At 76.1% G+C, this 19062-nt stretch carries 21 protein-coding genes and 1 tRNA gene; 7 read left to right on the plus strand and 15 right to left on the minus strand.

Going from position 1 to position 19062, the window contains the following annotated elements; all coding sequences use genetic code 11:
• Positions 1-66: 66 nt before the first annotated feature.
• The 4 genes from ACI79I_RS03385 to ACI79I_RS03400 form a co-directional block, all read right to left on the minus strand.
• Complete coding sequence (locus tag ACI79I_RS03385) at positions 67-1416, minus strand: LytR C-terminal domain-containing protein (RefSeq protein ID WP_456990856.1); 1350 nt, start codon at positions 1414-1416, stop codon at positions 67-69.
• 533 nt (positions 1417-1949) lie between these two features.
• Entirely contained in the window at positions 1950-2312 is a 363-nt protein-coding gene (locus tag ACI79I_RS03390; protein ID WP_456990857.1) for a DUF3263 domain-containing protein, read from the minus strand.
• 89 nt (positions 2313-2401) lie between these two features.
• Complete coding sequence (gene rarD, locus ACI79I_RS03395) at positions 2402-3319, minus strand: EamA family transporter RarD (protein ID WP_456990858.1); 918 nt, start codon at positions 3317-3319, stop codon at positions 2402-2404.
• A gap of 66 nt (positions 3320-3385) precedes the next feature.
• Positions 3386-3817, minus strand: coding sequence for a CBS domain-containing protein (locus tag ACI79I_RS03400; RefSeq protein ID WP_456990859.1), 432 nt, complete (start codon positions 3815-3817; stop codon positions 3386-3388).
• An 85-nt stretch (positions 3818-3902) separates the two neighbouring features.
• Here ACI79I_RS03400 and ACI79I_RS03405 point away from each other — a divergent pair, with 85 nt between their 5' ends.
• Entirely contained in the window at positions 3903-4313 is a 411-nt protein-coding gene (locus ACI79I_RS03405; protein WP_456990860.1) for a DUF5313 family protein, read from the plus strand.
• Positions 4314-4317: 4 nt separating this feature from the next.
• Here ACI79I_RS03405 and ACI79I_RS03410 read toward each other — a convergent pair whose 3' ends face one another.
• Complete coding sequence (locus ACI79I_RS03410; RefSeq protein ID WP_456947805.1) at positions 4318-4533, minus strand: dodecin; 216 nt, start codon at positions 4531-4533, stop codon at positions 4318-4320.
• A 201-nt stretch (positions 4534-4734) separates the two neighbouring features.
• On the opposite strand from ACI79I_RS03410, the gene ACI79I_RS03415 reads away from it, so the two are divergent.
• On the plus strand, positions 4735-6216 hold the full coding sequence (locus ACI79I_RS03415) for a M20/M25/M40 family metallo-hydrolase (protein ID WP_456990861.1): 1482 nt from the start codon (positions 4735-4737) through the stop codon (positions 6214-6216).
• 82 nt (positions 6217-6298) lie between these two features.
• On the opposite strand, the gene ACI79I_RS03420 is transcribed toward ACI79I_RS03415, so the two are convergent.
• From ACI79I_RS03420 to ACI79I_RS03440, 5 genes are all read right to left on the minus strand, one after another.
• Positions 6299-6371, minus strand: a tRNA-Thr gene (locus ACI79I_RS03420).
• Between the two features lie 104 nt (positions 6372-6475).
• Entirely contained in the window at positions 6476-7120 is a 645-nt protein-coding gene (locus ACI79I_RS03425; RefSeq protein WP_456990862.1) for a TMEM175 family protein, read from the minus strand.
• A gap of 216 nt (positions 7121-7336) precedes the next feature.
• Positions 7337-7837, minus strand: a complete 501-nt coding sequence (locus ACI79I_RS03430; protein ID WP_456990863.1) for a hypothetical protein — start codon at positions 7835-7837, stop codon at positions 7337-7339.
• Positions 7834-8421, minus strand: a complete 588-nt coding sequence (locus ACI79I_RS03435) for a hypothetical protein (protein WP_456990864.1) — start codon at positions 8419-8421, stop codon at positions 7834-7836. Before ACI79I_RS03435 ends, ACI79I_RS03430 begins: the two co-directional genes overlap by 4 nt.
• Positions 8422-8631: 210 nt before the next feature.
• Positions 8632-9339: a hypothetical protein gene (locus tag ACI79I_RS03440; protein ID WP_456990865.1), complete on the minus strand. Its 708-nt coding sequence runs from the start codon at positions 9337-9339 to the stop codon at positions 8632-8634.
• Between the two features lie 175 nt (positions 9340-9514).
• On the opposite strand from ACI79I_RS03440, the gene ACI79I_RS03445 reads away from it, so the two are divergent.
• The 4 genes from ACI79I_RS03445 (at position 9515) to ACI79I_RS03460 (ending at position 13935) form a co-directional block, all read left to right on the plus strand.
• Positions 9515-10420 (plus strand): universal stress protein, encoded by a 906-nt coding sequence (locus ACI79I_RS03445; RefSeq protein ID WP_456990866.1) that lies wholly within the window; start codon positions 9515-9517, stop codon positions 10418-10420.
• A 75-nt stretch (positions 10421-10495) separates the two neighbouring features.
• Positions 10496-11272 carry an ABC transporter permease gene (locus ACI79I_RS03450; protein ID WP_456990867.1) on the plus strand — a complete coding sequence of 259 codons (777 nt, stop codon included), beginning with the start codon at positions 10496-10498 and terminating at the stop codon, positions 11270-11272.
• A gap of 108 nt (positions 11273-11380) precedes the next feature.
• Positions 11381-12613: a S1C family serine protease gene (locus tag ACI79I_RS03455; protein ID WP_456990868.1), complete on the plus strand. Its 1233-nt coding sequence runs from the start codon at positions 11381-11383 to the stop codon at positions 12611-12613.
• A 41-nt stretch (positions 12614-12654) separates the two neighbouring features.
• Positions 12655-13935: a DUF445 domain-containing protein gene (locus ACI79I_RS03460; protein ID WP_456990869.1), complete on the plus strand. Its 1281-nt coding sequence runs from the start codon at positions 12655-12657 to the stop codon at positions 13933-13935.
• A 31-nt stretch (positions 13936-13966) separates the two neighbouring features.
• Here the strand turns inward: ACI79I_RS03460 and rlmB are convergent, their stop codons facing one another.
• From rlmB to ACI79I_RS03485, 5 genes are read right to left on the minus strand one after another with little or no spacing between them, the layout of a single operon-like run.
• Positions 13967-14956, minus strand: a complete 990-nt coding sequence (gene rlmB / locus ACI79I_RS03465; RefSeq protein ID WP_456990870.1) for a 23S rRNA (guanosine(2251)-2'-O)-methyltransferase RlmB — start codon at positions 14954-14956, stop codon at positions 13967-13969.
• Entirely contained in the window at positions 14938-16344 is a 1407-nt protein-coding gene (cysS, locus tag ACI79I_RS03470) for a cysteine--tRNA ligase (RefSeq protein WP_456990871.1), read from the minus strand. Before cysS ends, rlmB begins: the two co-directional genes overlap by 19 nt.
• A 25-nt stretch (positions 16345-16369) precedes the next feature.
• Positions 16370-16879, minus strand: coding sequence for a 2-C-methyl-D-erythritol 2,4-cyclodiphosphate synthase (gene ispF, locus ACI79I_RS03475; RefSeq protein ID WP_456990872.1), 510 nt, complete (start codon positions 16877-16879; stop codon positions 16370-16372).
• On the minus strand, positions 16876-17538 hold the full coding sequence (gene ispD, locus ACI79I_RS03480; protein WP_456990873.1) for a 2-C-methyl-D-erythritol 4-phosphate cytidylyltransferase: 663 nt from the start codon (positions 17536-17538) through the stop codon (positions 16876-16878). The genes ispF and ispD overlap by 4 nt, the downstream gene beginning before the upstream one ends.
• 48 nt (positions 17539-17586) lie before the next feature.
• Positions 17587-18069, minus strand: a complete 483-nt coding sequence (locus ACI79I_RS03485; RefSeq protein WP_097206868.1) for a CarD family transcriptional regulator — start codon at positions 18067-18069, stop codon at positions 17587-17589.
• Positions 18070-18191: 122 nt separating this feature from the next.
• Here ACI79I_RS03485 and ACI79I_RS03490 point away from each other — a divergent pair, with 122 nt between their 5' ends.
• Positions 18192-19049 (plus strand): UbiA family prenyltransferase, encoded by an 858-nt coding sequence (locus ACI79I_RS03490; RefSeq protein WP_456990874.1) that lies wholly within the window; start codon positions 18192-18194, stop codon positions 19047-19049.
• Positions 19050-19062 lie beyond the last annotated feature (13 nt).

Here is a 19062-nt window from a genome sequence, read left to right on the forward strand (position 1 = left end):
GGCCAACGGACGATCGTCCCCCGGTGTTCCGGGACGACGGCGGGTCCGTGGCGGCGCGCCCCGCGGTCAGGGCCGCCACTCGCCGGTCGTGACCACCACGAGCCCCGGGTCGGCGACGTCGGGGACGTCGAAGAAGCGGTCCACCGGGCCGGTGATCTCCGGGAACTGCTCCGTCAGCTGGAGGGCCGCCTGCCGCTGGGTCTCGTCACCCGCGGTGACGTAGACGGTCGTGACCGCGACGTCCCCGCCCTGGTACTGGCCCACGCCCTGCGACTCCCACCCCTGCTCGCCCAGGGCACCGGCGACCTCGGCGGCCAGACCGGTGACCCCGGTGGCGTTGAGCACCGTGACCGGGACCCGTACCGGCGTGCCGGGCGCCTCCTCGGCCGGGGGCAGCGGGGCGACCTCCAGCGGTGGCAGGGCCGAGCTCGGCGCGGCGACGGCGGTGGAGGAGGGGCCGGCCGTGGTGGTGCGCGACGTCGCCGCCTCCTGCGCGTCCGACCCGGCGAAGGAGTGGACGCCCAGCACCACCAGGGCCACCACGGCGACGGCGAGCAGCCCCGTCGCGGCCCGGCGGACGGCCGAGGGACGGCGGCTCTCGTCGTCGTCCTCCAGGTAGGGCACCGGCGAGACGCCGTTGCGGCGGGCCTCCTTGCGCCGCTCGGCCTCGGCGGCCTGGCGCTCGGCGCGGAACGCGGCGCGGCCGCCGACCACCTCCGTCGAGGGGCCGGTGCCCGGACCGCGCACCGGTTCGGGGGCGTCGTCGCGGTACACGTCGTCGTCGCGGTACACGTCGTCGTCGCGGTACACGTCGTCGTCGCGGTACACGTCGTCGTCGCGGTACGGGTCGTCGTCGCGGTACGGGTCGTCGTCGCGGTCGTCGGCCCGGCCCCGGGCGGGGGTGCGGTCGGGGATCGCCTCGGTCGCCGGCGCGGGCGCCCGGCGGGAGCTCCCGGCGTCCCGGGCCGGGGTGCGGTCCGGGATGGCCTCGGTGGCCGGCGGCGAGGCGTCCTTGGTGCGCGAGGGGCTGGTCCAGTCGCGGTAGCCGGGGGCGGCGTCCCCGTGGCCGGCGGAGGGTGCGGCGCGGGGACCCCGTGGGGTCTCCGCGGCCGGTGCCGGGCCCGCTGGGTGGCCGGTCGGCGCGGCAGCGGACGCGGCCGACCAGCGGTCGGGACCGGCGTCGGGGGCCGGCTGGTCCAGCCGGCCGGCCGGGGAGGCGGGCTCGTCCGACCCGGAGCCGGGGGTGGGCACGGCCTGGAAGGGCGCGACCGTCGTCCGCGGCCCCGACGGCGCGGCGGGGGCCGGCGGGGCGGAGGCGGCGGGCGGGACCGGGAGCCGCAGCCGCGTCTCCGGGACCGGCTCCACGGGACGCGGCCGGGCCGGCGGCGCGGGCCGGCCGCGCGGCGGGGTCGGCACGGGAGGCGCGAGAGCCGAGCGCGAGACACCCGCGGCGGCAGCCGAGCGCGCCGCACCACCGTCGGGAGCCGGACGTGACGCGCCCCCGGCAGGCGTCACCCGCGGTGCACCCGCGGCGGGAGCAGGACCCGGCGCACCCGCGGCGGGGGTCACCCGCGCTGCACCCCCGGCAGGAGTCGAGCGCGACGCACCCCCAGCGGGCGTGGTCCGGGGCGAGGCGGGGGCGGTGACGCGCGGCGCCTGCGGGGCGGGAGCACGGACCGAGCCGGGCACTCCTGCCCGCGGGGTGGCCGGAGGCACCCGACGGGGCGGCGTGGGACGCCGGCGACCCGGGTCCTCCCCGGCGTCCAGCAGCCCGTCCCGGCGACGGTCGGCGCGGCTGCGGCCGGGCGTCGTCGGGTGGTCGCTCAGGTCCTGCTCGGCGGGGAGACCCGACCGGGGGCCGTCCGTCCGGCGACGACCGTGCGGGACCGGGGTCCCCCGGTCCGATACGTCACTGCCTGACGCGGCATGCCTGCCCACGGTCACCAAATCTAAACGGAACGGCCCCCGTTGCCCAGGACGTGAGACGAGCGACGCGATCCTCGCGCGGCCCGCAGCCGCCGCAGTCTCCTGACCAGCAGCGGGTCGGCCTCGAGGGCGGCCGGGCGGTCGAGGAGGGCGTTGAGCACCTGGTAGTAGCGGGTCGGCGCGAGGCCGAAGCGCTCGCGGATGGCCGTCTCCTTCGCGCCGGGCCGCCGCCACCACTGGCGCTCGAAGGTGAGCATCTCGTGCTCGCGACGGGTGAGCGCGCCGACCGCGGAGCCGGCGTCGGGCGAGGCGGTCGTGTCGGGCGGGGGTGGCGGGGAGACCTCGCCCCCCGGCGGGGAGACCGCGGGAGCAGGTTCGGTAGACATCGACGGTCCTTCTGTGGTGGGAAGGACTCGACCGTAGCCCCGCCCACCGACATCTCGCCCGGTGCGCCTCGCGCCCTTCGGGCGGGACGTCAGACCGGCGCCGGCGCGGTCTCCTCCGCCCGCCGGCGGGCACCGGCGCGGGCCTGGCGGAGGCTGTCGACGGTGAACACGGCGAGCGCGATCCAGACGATCACGAAGCCGGCCAGCCGCGCCGGCGGCATGGGCTCGTCGTAGACGAACACCCCGATGGCCAGCTGCATGAGCGGGGTGACGTACTGCAGCAGCCCCACCGTGGACAGCGGCACACGCCGGGTGGCGGCGGCGAACAGCAGCAGCGGGATCGCGGTGGCGATGCCCGAGCTCAGCAGCAGCAGCAGGTGACCGGCCCCCGCGGCTCCGGCGGTCCCCTCCCCGCGCGCGTGCAGCACGACGAGCACGGCGAGCGCGGGCACCACGACCAGCGCCGTCTCCACGAAGAGCCCGGGCGCCGCCTCGACCCGCACCAGCTTCTTCATCAGCCCGTACAGCCCGAAGGTGGCCGCCAGCGTGAGCGCGATCCACGGTGGACGGCCGTAGTCGACGGTGAGCACCCCCACGGCCACCGCCGCGATGCCGACGGCCACCCACTGCAGCACCCGCAGCCGCTCGGAGAACACGACCACCCCGAGCAGCACGCTGACCAGCGGGTTGATGAAGTACCCGAGCGAGGTCTCGACGACGTGGCCGGAGTTGACGGCGAGGACGAAGACCAGCCAGTTGGCGGCGATGAGCACCGCCGCACCGAGGAGCACCAGCACCGTGCGGCGGTCGGTGAACGCGGCCCGCACCAGTGACCAGCGGCGCACCGCGGTCAGCAGGACGGCGACGAGGACCAGGGACCAGACCACCCGGTGCGCCACGATCTCGACGCCGCCGGCCGGCTCCAGCAGGGGGAAGTACAGGGGGAACAGGCCCCAGAGTCCGTAGGCGGCCAGCCCGGAGGCGACCCCCGAACGCCGCTCGTCCACGGCCCGCACGGTACGCCCGCGGCGCCCGCGCACGGCAGCCGGATCCTGAGCCGCGCTCAGGATCGGTCAGGGGGTCTGGATGTAGTCGACGAGCTTGGCGCGCTCCTCCTCGAGCTCGTCCAGGCGCGCCTTGACGACGTCCCCGATCGAGACGATGCCGACCAGCACGCCACCCTCGACCACCGGCACGTGGCGCACCCGGTGGTCGGTCATCGTGCGCGCGAGCTCCTCGACCCCGGCGGACGGCGGGCAGGTGTGCACCCGGGCGGTCATCACGCTGGACACGGGGTCGGTGAGCAGCCCGGCGCCGCGCTGGTGCAGCGCGCGGACGACGTCCCGCTCGGAGACGATGCCGTCGACCCGGCGGCCGTCGGCGGAGACCACGAGCGCACCGACGCCGCGCTCGGCCAGCACCGCCAGGGCGTCCCGCACGCTGGTCGAGGCCTCCACGGTGGCCACGTCGGACCCCTTGCGGCGGAGCAGCTGCTTGATGTGCACCCAGACCTCCCTCGGGACGACCGGCTGGGGAAGTGTGCTCTCCCTCGCACCCCTGCGGCAACGTCCGGAGGCCTACCGTCGAGGTGTGCAGACCTCCTCCACCGCGCGCCGGCCCACGCCGCTGCAGTGGCTGCGCTACGCCTACGGCGGCGGGCTGCCCCAGGAGCTCGCCCCGTGGGTGCTGGCCGACACGACCGGGCCGGGTTGGGTCCGCCGGCACCTCACCCGGGCCGCCGTCCAGCTGCTGCCCCTGATCGTGCTGTGCGTGGCCGTGGTCCCCGTGCCGCTGAGCTACCGGCTCTCGGCGGCAGCCGGCGGGCTGCTCCTCGGGCTGTTCTTCTCCCTGGCGTTCATGACCGAGACGACCGAGCACCGGGTGGCCAAGGCCGGGTACCCGGCCGGGACGGCGGCCCGGCTGCGCGAGCAGCGGGCCGAGCGCGCGCGACTGGAACGCCGCTCCCCCTACCGCCGCGACGGGGCCGGCAGCTTCGACTGACGGCTCAGTCCTCGACCCGGAAGCCGATCGACAGCCGGACCTGGAAGTAGCCCACGTCGCCGTCGACGACCTGGCCGCGGATCTCCTTGGTCTCGAACCACTCGATGTGCCGGACGGTCGCTGCGGCCTTCCGGATCGCCGTGCGGATCGCGTCGTCGATGCTCGTGCTGCTGCTGCCGACGATCTCGCTGAGCCGGTAGACGTGGTCGTTGTCGCTCAAGGCCGCCTCCTGACCTGGGCTGTTCCTGGACGCCGGACCGACGACGGCCGGCGCGACCGAACGCTAGCGGCGTCCGGGGACGGCGACCACGCGAGCGCCGGACCCCCGCCGTCGGCGCGCGGGAGCGACGTGGCAGCCGTCACACTGGGTCCCGGTGTCGACACGTCGACGTGCCGACGCGTCCCGGACGGAGGAGCAGCCGTGCACCGACCACTCCGACGCCGCTGGGCGGCACCGGCCCTGCTCGCCCTCGCCTCCTCGGCGCTGGTCGCTCCCCCCGCCGCCGCGGCCGGGACCGACACCGCGGCGCTGCGCGAGGCGGTCACCGTCGACGGGATCAGCGAGCACCTGGCGGCACTCCAGGCGATCGCGGAGGCCCACGGCGGCAACCGGGCGAGTGGCACGCCGGGGTACGACGCGTCCGGGGCCTACGTCGCCACGCAGCTGGAGGAGGCCGGTTACCAGGTCACGATGCAGGAGTTCACCTTCCCGTACTTCGAGCAGACCGCACCGGCCACGTTCCGGCGGACGGCGCCCACCGAGCGCGAGTACACCGCCGAGGACTTCACCGTCGCCGCGTTCTCGGGATCGGGGTCGGTGAGCGCTCCCGTCCAGGCCGTCGCCGACAACGTCGTCCCCCCGACCGGGCCGGCCAACTCCTCGACCGCCGGGTGCCAGCCGGAGGACTACGCGGGCTTCCAGCCCGGGAACGTCGCCCTGGTGCAGCGCGGCACCTGCACGTTCGGGGAGAAGGCGGCCGCCGCGGTGGCCGCCGGCGCGTCGGCCCTGGTGATCTTCAACGAGGGCCAGGAGGGGCGGACCGAGGTCCTGCAGGGGACCCTGGGCGGCCCGATGCCGGAGGACACGGCCATCCCGGTGCTGGGCACGAGCTACGCCGTGAGCGAGGAGCTGACCGCGCTGCTGGCCGCCGGCGAGGTCCGGGTGGAGATCACGACCGCGACGCTGTCGGAGGAACGGACGACGTCCAACGTCCTCGCCGACACCCCGCAGGGCAGCGAGGACCAGGTGGTCGTGGTCGGCGCCCACCTGGACTCGGTGCCCGAGGGCCCGGGCATCAACGACAACGGCAGCGGCTCGGCGACGATCCTGGAGATCGCCGAGCAGCTCGCCGAGCTCGACGTGGCACCACGCAACGCCGTCCGGTTCGCCTTCTGGGGCGCGGAGGAGTTCGGGCTGCTCGGCGCGACCCACTACGTGGCCACGCTCAGCGAGGCCGACCGGCAACGGATCGCCCTCAACCTCAACTTCGACATGCTCGGCAGCCCCAACTTCGGCCGGTTCGTCTACGACGGCGACGGCTCGACGACCCCGCCCGCCGGTCCCGCGGGCAGCGGGGCCATCGAGCAGGTCTTCCTCGACCACTTCGCCGCCCAGGGCCTGGCCGCCGAGGCCACCGCCTTCACCGGCCGGTCGGACTACGGCCCGTTCATCGCCCAGGGCATCCCCGCCGGGGGGCTGTTCTCCGGGGCCGAGGGGGTCAAGACCGAGGCTCAGGTGGCTCTCTACGGCGGCACGGCCGGCGTCGCCTACGACGCCTGCTACCACCAGGCGTGCGACGGGTTCGACAACGTGTCCGCGCAGGCCCTCGACGAGCTCGGGGACGCCGCGGCGCACGCGACGCTGGTCTTCGCCCAGGCCGAGGCGATGCCCGGGGCTCCCTAGCCCGGTGGCGGGTGCGGAGCCACGTCCCGCCGCGAGGTGCTGGGCGGGGGCGGACGCCGCCCCCGCCCACAGCACGGCCCGGAGCCGACGGGGGGACTCGAACCCCCAACCGCCCGATTACAAGTCGGGTGCGCTACCAGTTGCGCCACGCCGGCGGGAGATCGGGAACAACTCCCGGCACAAGGATAGGGACAACGCACGGGACGGCTCGGCGCCCTGGTCACCCGGCGTCGTCGGGCGGGCCGCGCCGCCTCGGGGATCAGACGCGGCGTCGGGTCCGTCTGCGTACCGGGACGATGAGGCCGACAGCGATGAGCAGGTAGCCGAAGAGGGCCACCTGCGGCAGGAACAGGCCCAGGACGATGAGCGCGGCGTAGCCGACCGTGCCCGGTTGGAGGCGGCGGCTGAGCACACGGATGTCGGCCTCCTGGGCGTCGGGATCGACCAGCCGTCGCCGCACGGCGTACCGCCACAGGCCCGAGACCAGCAGCACCGACGCGAGCAGGGTCAGCCCGTACACGGTGGCGGCCACGCGCTCGGCCTGGGTCTCCTGGATGTGCTCGGCGAGCAGGCGCGTCGGGAAGGGCAGGAGTGAGACAGTCATGAGCAGCAGCAGGTTGAGGCGGATGAACACCGGGTCCACCTGGCGCAGGTACTCGGTGACCACGTTGTGGGCCAGCCAGACACCGCCGATGGTGGCGAAGCTGACGCCGTAGGCGAGGTAGGAGGGCCACTGGTCCAGCAGGGCGCCGAGCAGGTCGTGCTCGGAGTCGTCGGGGACCGAGATCTCGAGCACCAGCAGCGTGATGGCGATGGCGAACACGCCGTCGCTGAACGCCTCGAGCCGCCCGGTGGACAGGACGCGGTCGACGCGGTCGCCGTGCTGTTCCAGCCGTTCACCCATGCTGACCCCGGGGGACGAGGAGCGGCCCGGGCGCGGTGAGGTCGGCGGCGAGCCCGCCGTCGGGCCGACCCGGCCAGCGTGGTGCTCCGGTCCTGCACGGTCAACGGGGTGCCGACGCGAGAACCTGGGACACCCACGCCTGCAGTGCGGGCACCGACCGCAACGGCAGCGGACGGCCGCGCGCCGTCGGCCGGGGTGCGATGGGGGCTGTCCGGGTCAGGGCGCCCCGTGCCGGTCGTCGGGTGAGCGCGAGTCCGAGTTGACGCGGATGGCGCGCCGCGGCCCTCCGACGAGCCATGCGAACACCGCGGGCCAGAACAGCCACCACGCGACCGCGTCCCACGGGACACCACCCTCCCGGACGGTCACCCAGTACAGCCCGGCCGCGACGACACCCGCCCAACCGAGCAGCACGGCGACACGACCCCACGGCGACCGGATCCGGCGGCGAGCCTCCGCCTGCTCGATGAGGTCCCTGGCCCACGCGACGGCGGCTCGGCGCAGCCGCTCGTCGTCCATCCGGCGGCCCCACGTGACCGCTGACTCCACCCGTGCCGCGTCCTGCGGTGTCAGGCCGAACCGCCGCATGGCATCGCCCCACGGATCCCGCTCCGCCCCCGGGCGCAGACGCGACCAGAACCGCCGGTTCCCCAGCCACCAGGCCAGCAGGGGCAGGCCCAGCAGGATCGCCACCACGACCATGATCGCGCTGGTCACGGGTGGCCACCGCCAGCGCCTGGGCGCTCCTCACGGGCCCGCAGTCCTGCCTGGAGTCCCCGCGCGGTCCGGAGCCGCCGCCCGGACCAGCGGTGGGCGGCGACGCCTTCGGCGGTCACCACGATCGCCACCGTCCCCACGCCCCAGGCGTTGTCGTTGGCGACGATCGCCGCGGCCCCGATGACGCCGACGCCCACCACGGCGAACGCCACGGCGAGCCACCGCTGGCTGTTCCACTCGCGCACCTCAGCGCGCAGTGCCCGCCGCCAGACGTCGGGATCCGCATCGGACGGGAGGACGCCTGACCTCATCGCGGGGGCGACCGACGTCGACTGCCGGGCACGGACCCGAGCGGCGGGGTTCTGCGGGAGGCGGCCGCGGTCGACTGCTCGCCGGACGAGCCACACGGTGGGCGGCGCCAGCAGGGCCCACCCCCAGCCGTACACGGCCATCTCCGCCCAGTTCCACGGCTCGCCACCCACGAGGCCACGCACCGCCTGCTGGAGGCCGCCGACGAACGTCCCTGCGGCGGCCCCGGGAACCACCAGGAGACCCCACCGCAGCCTCCGGCGTCCCTCGGTCACCCGGTGATCATCGGGACGGCGTCACCTCGCCGCCACCGATCACCGACGCGGTTCACCCGGCCGAGCGTCGAGCGGCGTCGACGGTGGGCCGTCCCCTGAGCGCTGGGAGACCCCGCGCAGGAGTCCGCGGCCCCCACCGCGTCGGGGCGACTCATCGCCCCCGGCCGCACACCGGACGACCGCGACGGGCGCGACCCCGCTGGGGCGGCTTCAGGCGGCGGGGTCTCCGTGCCGGAGGTGACCGGCCGGGTCGCTGCCCGGGAGGGGCCCGGCGGCCAGCCAGCGGGCGAAGCCGGCCGGGTCGCGCCGTTCCAACTCGTCGAGGGTCTCCTGCCGGCGTGTGACCAGTGCCTGCCGGGTGCGGGGGTCCAGCCGGCCGCCCAGCGCGGTGGTCGTCCGGACCCACTCCCGGCCCAGCTCACCGGTCGACAGGTCCGCCACCGGCCGGGCCGGGACGTCGGCCGGCCGGGCCGGGACGTCGGCCGGACGGAACGGGCCGCCCGCCGGACGGAACGGGCCGCCCGCCGGACGGAACGGGCCAGCCGCCGGGACGCCCGGACCCGCCAGGGCGGACCGGCCTCCCCGCACGGCCCACACCCCCAGCGCGACGGCCGCTCCGCCCGCCGCGACCAGCAGCGTGAGCAGCGCACCGCCGAGGGTCGCGGCACCGGAGAGCACGATCAGCACGGTCACGGTCGCCGCGGCCGTCCGCCAGGCGGCCTCGACGGTCGCGCGGCTGTCCCGCCCGCTGGACTCGCGGGTGACACCCCAGGCCAGGGCACCGGCGACGACGCCGGCGAGGGCGACCGCGACCAGGCCGCTGGGCGGCAGGGCGAGGCCGCCGACGACCGCGAACGCGGCGCCGGCGACCAGTCCGAGGCCGAGGAGGAGACGGGTGAGGGGGCCGCGGGTGGGCACGGGGCAGCCTCCAGGACGGGGCCGGACGGGACGGGGCCGCGCGGGGCGGCCTCACCCGTCCCCTACCCAGACAGCAGGCTCTTGCACGCACCGTGTCGGTCGGGTCTTCCCTGCCGGCGCCCGGGCGAGGACGCTTCGGTCACGCACGGGGGCGACCACTTCGACGGAGGTGCCCGTGTCCACGACGACCCCCACACCCGCCGGCACCCTGCCCGAGCCCCGGCCGGAGGACGGCGGCCCCCCTCCGCTGCCCGTGGTGGCCGGCGCCGATGGCAGCGAGTGCGGGCTGCGCGCCGTCCGGTGGGCCGCTGAGGAGGCCGCGCGCCGGGGGGTGCCACTGCGGATCGTCTACGCCTCACGCCGTCTCGGGCGCTCGGGGGTCGCCGGCGCGGCACCACCCGAGCTGCCCCGGGCCCGCGGCGTGACCGCCCAGGCCTACACCGTCGCCCGGCACACCGCGCCGTCGGTCTCGACCTCGACCGAGGTCGTCCCGGGCGACGCCGTGACCGCGCTGCTCCGGGCCGCCGAGGACGCCGCGCTCCTGGTGCTCGGCATCTCCACCACCGGCGCGGCCGACGAGATGGTGCTCGCCTCGGTCGCGCAGCGCGTGGCGGCCCGCAGCCCGCAGCCGGTCGTCGTCGTGCCCCGGCACCGCGGGCCGACCGGCGGGACGCGCCCGCACGTGGCGGTGCTCGGCCTCGGGGAACGCGAGGACGACGAGCCGGTCGCCGTCTTCGCCGCCGACGAGGCGCGGCGGTCGGCGGTGCCGCTGACCGTCCTGCACACGCGGCCGGACGACGCCGGCTGGACCGGGGACGCCGACGCGTGGGCCGAGCGGTTCCCCGGCCTGCAGGTGTCCCACCAGCGGCTCCCCCACCCCACCGGCGGCCGGGTGCTCGCCGCCGCCTGCCCGACCCCGTTGCTCGCGCTCACTGCCGGACACGGCGGGCTGCTGCACCGCCCCATGGACTCGCTGCACCGCTGGTTGCTGCGGCACTGCACCTCCCCGATGGCCTTCGTGCCGCCGGTCCACCGACTCACCGGAGCGGAGCCGCGCGAGGAGATCATCGCCGTCGGCTGACCGCCGGCCCGCGGCCCGAGCTCGGCGGCGGACCCGCGTCGGGGGTACCCGGGGCGCCCGGCAGGATCGGCGCCCGTGGGTTCCTCCGTCGTCGACCTCGGCTCGCGGCTGGCCGTGGTGCTGGCCGTGCTCACCGCCCTGGCCGCGATCGTCGGCCGGGTCTCGGGGCTGGGCCAGGACCGCCCGGTCGCCGTCGCCGCGCTGCGGGCCACCGTCCAGCTGGGGGTGGTCTCCGCCGTCCTGCTGGCCGTGGTCCGCTCGCTGGCCCTGTCGGCCGCCTTCGTGCTGCTGATGGTCAGCGTCGCGGCGGTCACCGCGGCCGGCCGGGCGACCGGGCTGCCGGTGCGCGCCGCGGGCTCGCTGCGCCGGGTGGGCGCCGCGGCGCTGCCGATCGTCGGCGGGGCGGCGCCGGTGGTGGCGCTGGTGCTGGCCAGCGGCACCGTGCCACTGCGCGGGGAGGCGGTCATCCCGGTGGCGGGGATCCTCGTCGGCGGGGCGATGACGGCCACCTCGCTGGCCGGCCGCCGCCTGCGGGAGGAGCTGACCGGGCGGCGCGGCGAGGTCGAGGCCGCCCTCGCGCTGGGCTTCCAGCGGCGGGACGCCGTCCTGGAGATCGGCCGCTCCGCCGCGGCGACGGCCCTGGTGCCCGGGCTGGACCAGACCCGTACGGTCGGGCTGGTGACGCTCCCCGGCGCCTTCGTCGGCGTGCTGCTGGGCGGGGGCAGTCCCCTGGAGGCCGGTGCGGCGCAGCTGCTCGTGCTGATCGGCCTGATGGCCACCCAGGTGGTCGCGGTGTGGGTGGCGACCGAGCTGGTGGCCCGCGGCCGGCTGCTGTCCGGCATCCCCCGCTGAGGCGTCCAGGGACCTCACAGCCGACCGTCAGCCCCGCGGCAGCCGGGGCGCCGATCGTGGTCTCCGCGAGGGCGGCGGACCGCTGCCCGATAGGAGGACTCAGGACCCGTGAACCACTACGGCACCCCCAGCGCCGCCCCGTGGGCGCCCCCGGCCTGGCAGCAGCCGGCCGCCGTTCCGCCCTCGCCGCCCGGTTCCCTGCCCCCCACCCCGCCGGAGCCCCAGGAGCCGCGCCGGCGGTCGGGGCGACTGCGGATGGGCGTCGCCGGCCTGCTCGCCGGCGCGCTCATCGGCGGCGGCGCCGGAGCAGGCGTGGTGGCGCTCACCGACGACGGCGGGACGGCCGGCACCGCGACCGCGGCCGCGCAGAACGTGACGATCACCAACCCCGAGACGGCGACCGCCGTGACCGCGGCCGCGGCGAAGGCGGCGCCGAGCGTGGTGACCGTCTACGTCACCGCGTCCTCGGGCTCGGGCAGCGGCTCCGGCGTCGTCCTCACCGACGACGGCTACGTGCTGACCAACAACCACGTGGTGAGCCTGGACGGCAGCACGGGCTCGGCGACCGTCTCGGTGCGCACCTCCGACGGCAGGCTGTACGACGCGACCGTCGTGGGCACCGAGCCGACCTACGACCTGGCCGTGCTCGAGCTCGACGGCGCCACCGGCCTCACCCCGGCCACCTTCGCCGACTCCGACGAGGTCCAGGTCGGCGACCTCGCGGTCGCCATCGGTGCCCCCCTCGGGCTGTCGGACACCGTGACCGACGGGATCATCAGCGCCACCGGCCGCGCCGTCGCCACCGGGTCCACGCAGGACGACGCGACGGTCATCGACGCGCTGCAGACCGACGCCGCGATCAACCCGGGCAACTCCGGTGGCGCGCTGGTCGACGGCGCCGGCGAGGTCGTCGGGATCAACACCGCCATCGCCACCGTCGCCGCCGGTGCGCCCGGCCAGCAGTCGGAGAGCGGGAACATCGGCGTGGGCTTCGCCATCCCGGGCAACACCGCCCAGCGGATCGCGAAGGAGATCATCGCCTCGGGCTCGGCGCAGACGACCTACCTCGGCGTCAGCGCCCAGACCGCGGCCGACGACGGCAACCCCGAGATCGGCACCGGCGCGCAGATCGTGCAGGTGCAGCCGAACAGCCCGGCGGCCGACGCCGGACTGCGGGCCGGGGACGTCGTCACCGCCGTCGGCGACCGGGTGGTCACCACCTCCACCGAGCTGACCGCCGCCGTGCGCAGCGCGACGCCGGGCGACGAGGTCACCCTCACCGTCCAGCGCGGCACGGACACCTCCTCGGTGGACGTCACCCTCGGCAGCACGTCCGACTGACGCCCAGCGCGGTGCGCGGCGGGGTGCCTAGGCTCGGTCAGGTGCCGGCACCCCGCCCGACCGCTCCCCTGGCCCGCTCCCTCGACGACCCGGAGCGGGCCCGTGACCTCGCCCGCATGAAGCGGCTGGCGACCGGGCTGTTCCTGGCCGCCGCCGCGGTCTTCCTCGTCTGCGTCCTGCTCGGCCCGGAGGCCGGGGCCTGGGTGGGCTACGTGCGGGCGACCGCCGAGGCCTCGATGGTGGGCGCCCTGGCCGACTGGTTCGCCGTCACCGCGCTCTTCCGGCACCCGATGCGGCTGCCGATCCCGCACACCGCGATCATCCCGCGCAAGAAGGACCAGATCGGCGCCAGCCTGGGCACCTTCGTCCAGCAGAACTTCCTGACCCGCGCCGTGGTCGAGGAGAAGCTGACCACGATCGACGTCCCCGGCCGGCTCGGCGCGTTCCTGGCCGCCCCGGGACGGGCCGAGCGGCTCTCCGGTGACGCCGCGGCGGTCCTGCACTCCGTGGCCGACCTGCTCCGGGACGACGACCTCCAGCCGGCCGTCGCCGCGCTGGTCGACCGCAAGCTGCACGCCACGCCCGCGGCCCCGGTGGTCGCCCGCGCACTGGAGCTGGTCGTGGGCGGCGACCGCCACCAGGAGGTGCTCTCCGCGGCGCTGCGCGGGCTGGCCCGGTTCCTCGAGGACAACCGGGTGGTGTTCCGCGCCCAGCTGGGCGACGCCTCCCCCGCGTGGGTGCCCGACTGGGTCGACGACCGGGTGTTCGACCGGGTCTTCGCCGCGCTGCAGGAGTTCCTGGAGGAGGTCGGCGAGGACCCCCGGCACGAGCTGCGCCGGGTCTACGACGCCCGGCTGCGCGCCTACGTGCACGCGCTGCGCACCGACCCGGCCACCGCGGGGCGGGTCGAGGAGCTGAAAAAGGAGCTCCTGGAGCACCCCGCCGTCCGGACGTGGTCGGGGTCGCTGTGGACCACGGTCAAGAACTCCGTCCTGACCGCGGCCGCGGACCCGGAGTCCGAGCTGCGGGCACGGATGACCGCGATGATCCGCACGCTGGCGGACAAGCTGGAGAACGACCCCACCCTCCGCGAACTGGTGCAGCGGCACGCCCACACGGCCGCCGGCTACCTCGTGGAGCGGTTCTCCGGCGACGTGGCCGACCTGGTGGGCAGCACCGTCGCCCGCTGGGACACCGAGGAGACCAGCCGCCGGATCGAGCTCCAGGTCGGCCGGGACCTGCAGTTCATCCGCATCAACGGCACCGTCGTCGGCGGGCTGGCCGGCCTGGTGATCTACACGGTCGCCCAGCTGCTCGGGTGAGCGGAGTCGTACGGCGCGGTTCCCGCGCCCCTCACACCCCGCTGGAACGGCGGGTCATCGCGGCCTGGTACAGGGCGATGCCGGCGGCGACGCTGACGTTGAGCGACTCGGTGTCCCTGGCGATCGGGATGCTGACGACGACGTCGCAGCGCTCCCGCACGAGCCGGGACAGCCCCGCGCCCTCGGCGCCCACGACGAGCGCCACCGGGTCGGCGAAGCCGTCGAACTCCGACACGTCGACGTCGCCGTCGGCGGCCAGGCCCACCGTCATCAGCCCGGCGTCCTGGTAGGAGGCGAGCGCGCGGGCCAGGTTCACCGCGCGCGCGACGGGCAGCCGGGCGGCGGCGCCGGCGCTGGTCCGCCACGCCGAGGCGGTCATGCCCACCGCCCGCCGCTGCGGGACGACGACGCCGTGCGCGTCGAAGGCCGCGGCGGAGCGGACCACGGCGCCGAGGTTGCGCGGGTCGGTGACCCCGTCCATCGCGACCACCAGCGGCGGCCGGCCCGAGTCGCGGGCGAGGTCGAGCAGGTCGTCGGGGTGCGCGTACTGGTACGGCGGCACCTGCAGGCCGATGCCCTGGTGCAGCGCGCCCCCGGACATCCGGTCGAACTCGGCCCTGCCGACCTCCAGCAGCGGCAGCCCCCGGTCGTTGGCCAGGTGCAGCGCCTCGGTGATCCGCTCGTCGGTCGCCGCCCGGCTGTCCCCGGTGACGACGTACAGCGCGGTCGCCGGGATCTGCGCCCGCAGCGCCTCGACGACCGGGTTGCGGCCCAGCAGCAGCTCGGGGGCCTCCTCGGCGCGCTGCCGGCTGCGGTCGCGGTCGGCCCGACGCCGGGCATCGGCCTGCGCCCGCCGCTGCGCGGGGTGGCCGGGGCGCATCTCGGCCGGCGGCGTCGCTCCGCGCCCGGCCAGTGCCCTGCGGCCCTTGCCGCCGGTGCCGGCGGTGGCGCCCTTCTTACCGGCGCCGCTGGTGCGGCCCCGGCGCTGGCTGTTGCCGGCCATCAGCGGCTCAGCTCCCATCGGGGTCCCTGCGGGGTGTCCTCGACCTGGACACCGAGCGCGGCCAGCGAGTCGCGGATCGCGTCGGCCGCGGCGTAGTCCTTGCGCGCGCGGGCTGCCTGGCGCTGCTCCAGCGCCAGCGACACCAGCCCGTCGGTCACCTCGGTGAGCCGGCCGTCGCCGCCGCCCTCAGCCGCCCAGTGCGGGTCCAGCGGGTCCAGCCCGAGGACGGCCAGCATCGCCCGCACCGACCCCAGCGCCGCCGCGGTGCCCCCGTCGTCCCCGGCGGCCAGCGCGGTGTTGCCCTGCCGCACCGCCTCGTGGACGGCGGCGACCGCGGCCGGGGTGCCGAGGTCGTCATCGAGGGCGGCGACGAACTCCGGCGGCAGGTCCGGCTTCCCGGCGTCCGCCCCCACCCGCTCGGCGGCGCGCTTGACGAACGACTCCAGCCGCCGGTAGGCCGCGCCGGCCTCGGCCAATGCGGCGTCGGTGAACTCGATCGTCGACCGGTAGTGCGGGGCGATCAGGTAGTAGCGCAGCTCCACCGGCCGCACGCGCTTGACGACCTCGTCGACCAGCGCGGTGTTGCCCAGCGACTTGCTCATCTTCTCGCCACCGAGGGTGACCCAGCCGTTGTGCAACCAGTAGCGGGCGAACCCGTCACCGGCCGCGCGCGACTGGGCCTGCTCGTTCTCGTGGTGCGGGAAGCGCAGGTCCAGCCCGCCGCCGTGGACGTCGAACTCGGGCCCGAGGTAGCGCTCGGCCATCGCGGAGCACTCCAGGTGCCAGCCCGGCCGGCCGCGGCCCCAGGGGGTGGCCCAGGACGCGGTCCCCGGCTCGCCCTCCTTGGCCGCCTTCCAGAGGGCGAAGTCGCGGGGATCCCGCTTGCGCTCGTCGGTCTCGGTGTCGGCGGCCGGCTGCAGGTCCTCCAGCCGCTGCCCGGTCAGCGCCCCGTACTCGGGGAAGCTGCGGACGTCGAAGTAGACGTCGCCGTCGACGGCGTAGGCGTGGCCGCGCTCGATCAGCCGCTCCATGAGGGCGACCATGTCGGGGATGTGGCCGGTGGCGCGCGGCTCGTAGGTCGGCGGCAGCACCCCCAGCACGTCGTAGGCCCGGGTGCAGGCCAGTTCGTTGGCGTACGCCCACGCCCACCACGGCACGCCGTGCTCGCCGGCCTTGGCGAGGATCTTGTCGTCGATGTCGGTGACGTTGCGGACGTAGGTGACCTCGAGCCCGCCGGCGTCCAGCCACCGGCGGAGCACGTCGAAGACGAGTGCGGCCCGCACGTGGCCGACGTGCGGCGGGCCCTGCACGGTGAGCCCGCAGACGTAGATGGATGCCTGTCCCGCACGCAGGGGCGTGAAGTCGCGGACCGCGCGCGCGGCCGTGTCGTACAGGCGGAGGCTCACTGTGCGGAGTCTACGGAGCGCACCATCAGCTGTGCTCGGAGTCTCCGGAGGCCGACCCGTCGTCGGTCCGGACCACCAGCGCCGTCGCCATCGCGGCCCGCCCCTCCCCCCGGCCGGTCAGGCCGAGGCCGTCGGTCGTGGTGGCGGTGACGCTCACCGGCGCGCCCAGGGCCGCGGAGAGCGCCGCCTCCGCCTCGGCCCTCCGCGGACCCACCTTCGGGGTGTTGCCGACCAGCTGGACGGCGGCGTTGCCGACCCGCCAGCCGGCCGCGGCGAGCACCTCCCGGACGTGTTCGAGCACCGCCGCGCCCCGGGCACCGGCCCACTGCGGGTCGTCGGTGCCGAGCAGCCCGCCGATGTCGCCGAGCCCGGCGGCCGACAGCACCGCGTCGGTGAGGGCGTGCGCGACGACGTCCCCGTCGGAGTGCCCCGCGCAGCCGTCGGCGTCGGGCCACCGGAGACCGGCGAGCCAGCACTCCCGGCCGGCCTCGACGGGGTGGACGTCGACCCCTAGCCCGACCCTCGGGAGGGTCACCCGTGCACCTGCAGTTCGGCCAGCGCGAGGTCGTGGGCCACGGTCACCTTGGCGGCCCGCTCGTCGCCGGCCACGGTGGCGACCGGGATCCCGGCCGCGCGCACCACGGCGGCGTCGTCGGTGAGGTCGGCGTCGTCGGGCAGCCGCCCGTAGGCCGCGACCAGGGCGTCCCGGGCGAAGCCCTGCGGGGTCTGCACCCGGCGCAGCTCCGTGCGCGGCAGAGTGCCGGTGAGCAGCCCGTCGGGGTCGACGGTGACGGTCGTGTCGACCACCGGCAGCACGGGGACGACGGCGGGGGCACCGGCGGCCACCGCGGCCAGCACCCGGGCCACGACCTCGGGCGGGGTCAGCGGGCGGGCGGCGTCGTGGACGAGGACGGCGTCGGCCGGACTCCCGGCGGCCTCGAGCGCGGCCCGGACCGAGGCGGTGCGGGTGTCGCCGCCGGCGACGAGCCGGACGTCCATCGGCAGCACGGTCGCGAACGCGGAGAACTCGGCGGCCGGGATCGCCACGACGACCTCGGCCACCCCGCCGTCACGCAGCGCGTCGACGGCCCAGCAGACCAGCGCCCGGCCGCCCAGCGGCACCAGTGCCTTCGGCCGGTCCGCCCCCAGACGCAGACCACTCCCGGCCGCTGCGACGATGCCGACAGCGTGCACGGGAGTGGTCTGGACGTGCGGGAGTGCGATGAGCCGCGCGAGCCGGGCTCAGCTGGCGAGGACCTCGTCGAGGAGCACCTCGGCCTTGTCCTCGTTGGTGCCCTCGGCGAGCGCAAGCTCGCTCACCAGGATCTGGCGGGCCTTGGAGAGCATGCGCTTCTCGCCGGCGGAGAGGCCACGGTCCTTGTCTCGGCGCCACAGGTCGCGGACGACCTCGGCGACCTTGTTGACGTCACCGGAGGCGAGCTTCTCCAGGTTGGCCTTGTAGCGGCGCGACCAGTTGGTCGGCTCCTCGGTGTGGGGGGCGCGCAGGACCTCGAAGACCCGGTTCAGCCCCTCCTGACCGACGACGTCACGGACGCCGACGATCTCTGCGTTGTCGGCCGGCACGCGCACGGTGAGGTCGCCCTGGGCGACCTTCAGCACGAGGTAGGCCTTCTCTTCACCCTTGATGACCCGCTTCTCGATCGCCTCGATGAGCGCGGCACCGTGGTGCGGGTAGACAACGGTCTCGCCGACAGTGAAGCCCATGTGTGTGTGACCCCTTTCGCTGTCCACAGGTTACCACGCGAAACTGACGAACGGGACGGCTCGGATTCGTAAACCCGCAGGTCAGCGGCGGTATCAACTTGGCGAGAGGGGTTGACAGCGGCGTGGTGGATGTGCCTGCGCACCCCTCCCGGCCGGCAGCGACGACCCGGGCGCTGGCGATGGCCACCCACCCGGGCCCGGCGGTCGCGGTGACCGTCGTGGCCACCCTCCTGGCGGTCGCCGCCGGGGTGCCGGCGGGGCGGGTGGCCCTGGTCGGGCTCGCCGTCCTCGCAGGTCAGGCATCCATCGGGTGGAGCAACGACTGGCTCGACGCCGACCGCGACCGCGCCGTCGCGCGGCCCGACAAGCCGGTCGTGCAGGGCACCGTCGCCCCCTCCCTGCTCCGCTCGCTGGCCCTCGCGTCGGCCGCCGCGGCCGTCGTCCTGTCCCTGCTCCTCGGCGTCGTCCCGGGACTGCTGCTGCTGGTCCTCGTCGCCAGCGGCTGGGCCTACAACGCCCGGCTCAAGCGCACCGCCGTCTCGCTGCTCCCCTACGTCACCGGGTTCGGGGCGCTCCCCGCCGGGGTGGTGGCGGCGGCTCCCGGAGCGCCGGTCGCGCCCTGGTGGCTGGTGGCGGCCGGCGGCGCACTGGGCGCCGCGGCCCACCTGGCCAACGTCGCGCCGGACCTCGAGGACGACCTGGCGACCGGCGTCCGCGGGCTGCCGCACCGGTTGGGGGCCCGGACCTCGGCGGTCACCGGTGCGGGACTGCTGGGAGCGGCCTCGCTGGTGCTGGTCCTGGGACCGGAGGGCCCCCCGACGGCGGCCGGGTGGACCGGTCTCGCACTGGCCGTGCCCGCCGTCGCCGTCGCTGCCCTGGCCGGCACCGCGCGTTTCCGGCGGCTGGCCTTCCCGGCGGTCATGCTCCTGACCGTCCTGGACGTCGTGCTGATGCTGGCGGGCGGGGCCGCGCTCACCTGAACGCGGCCCCGCC

This window comes from Geodermatophilus sp. SYSU D01105 (genome assembly GCF_054050095.1).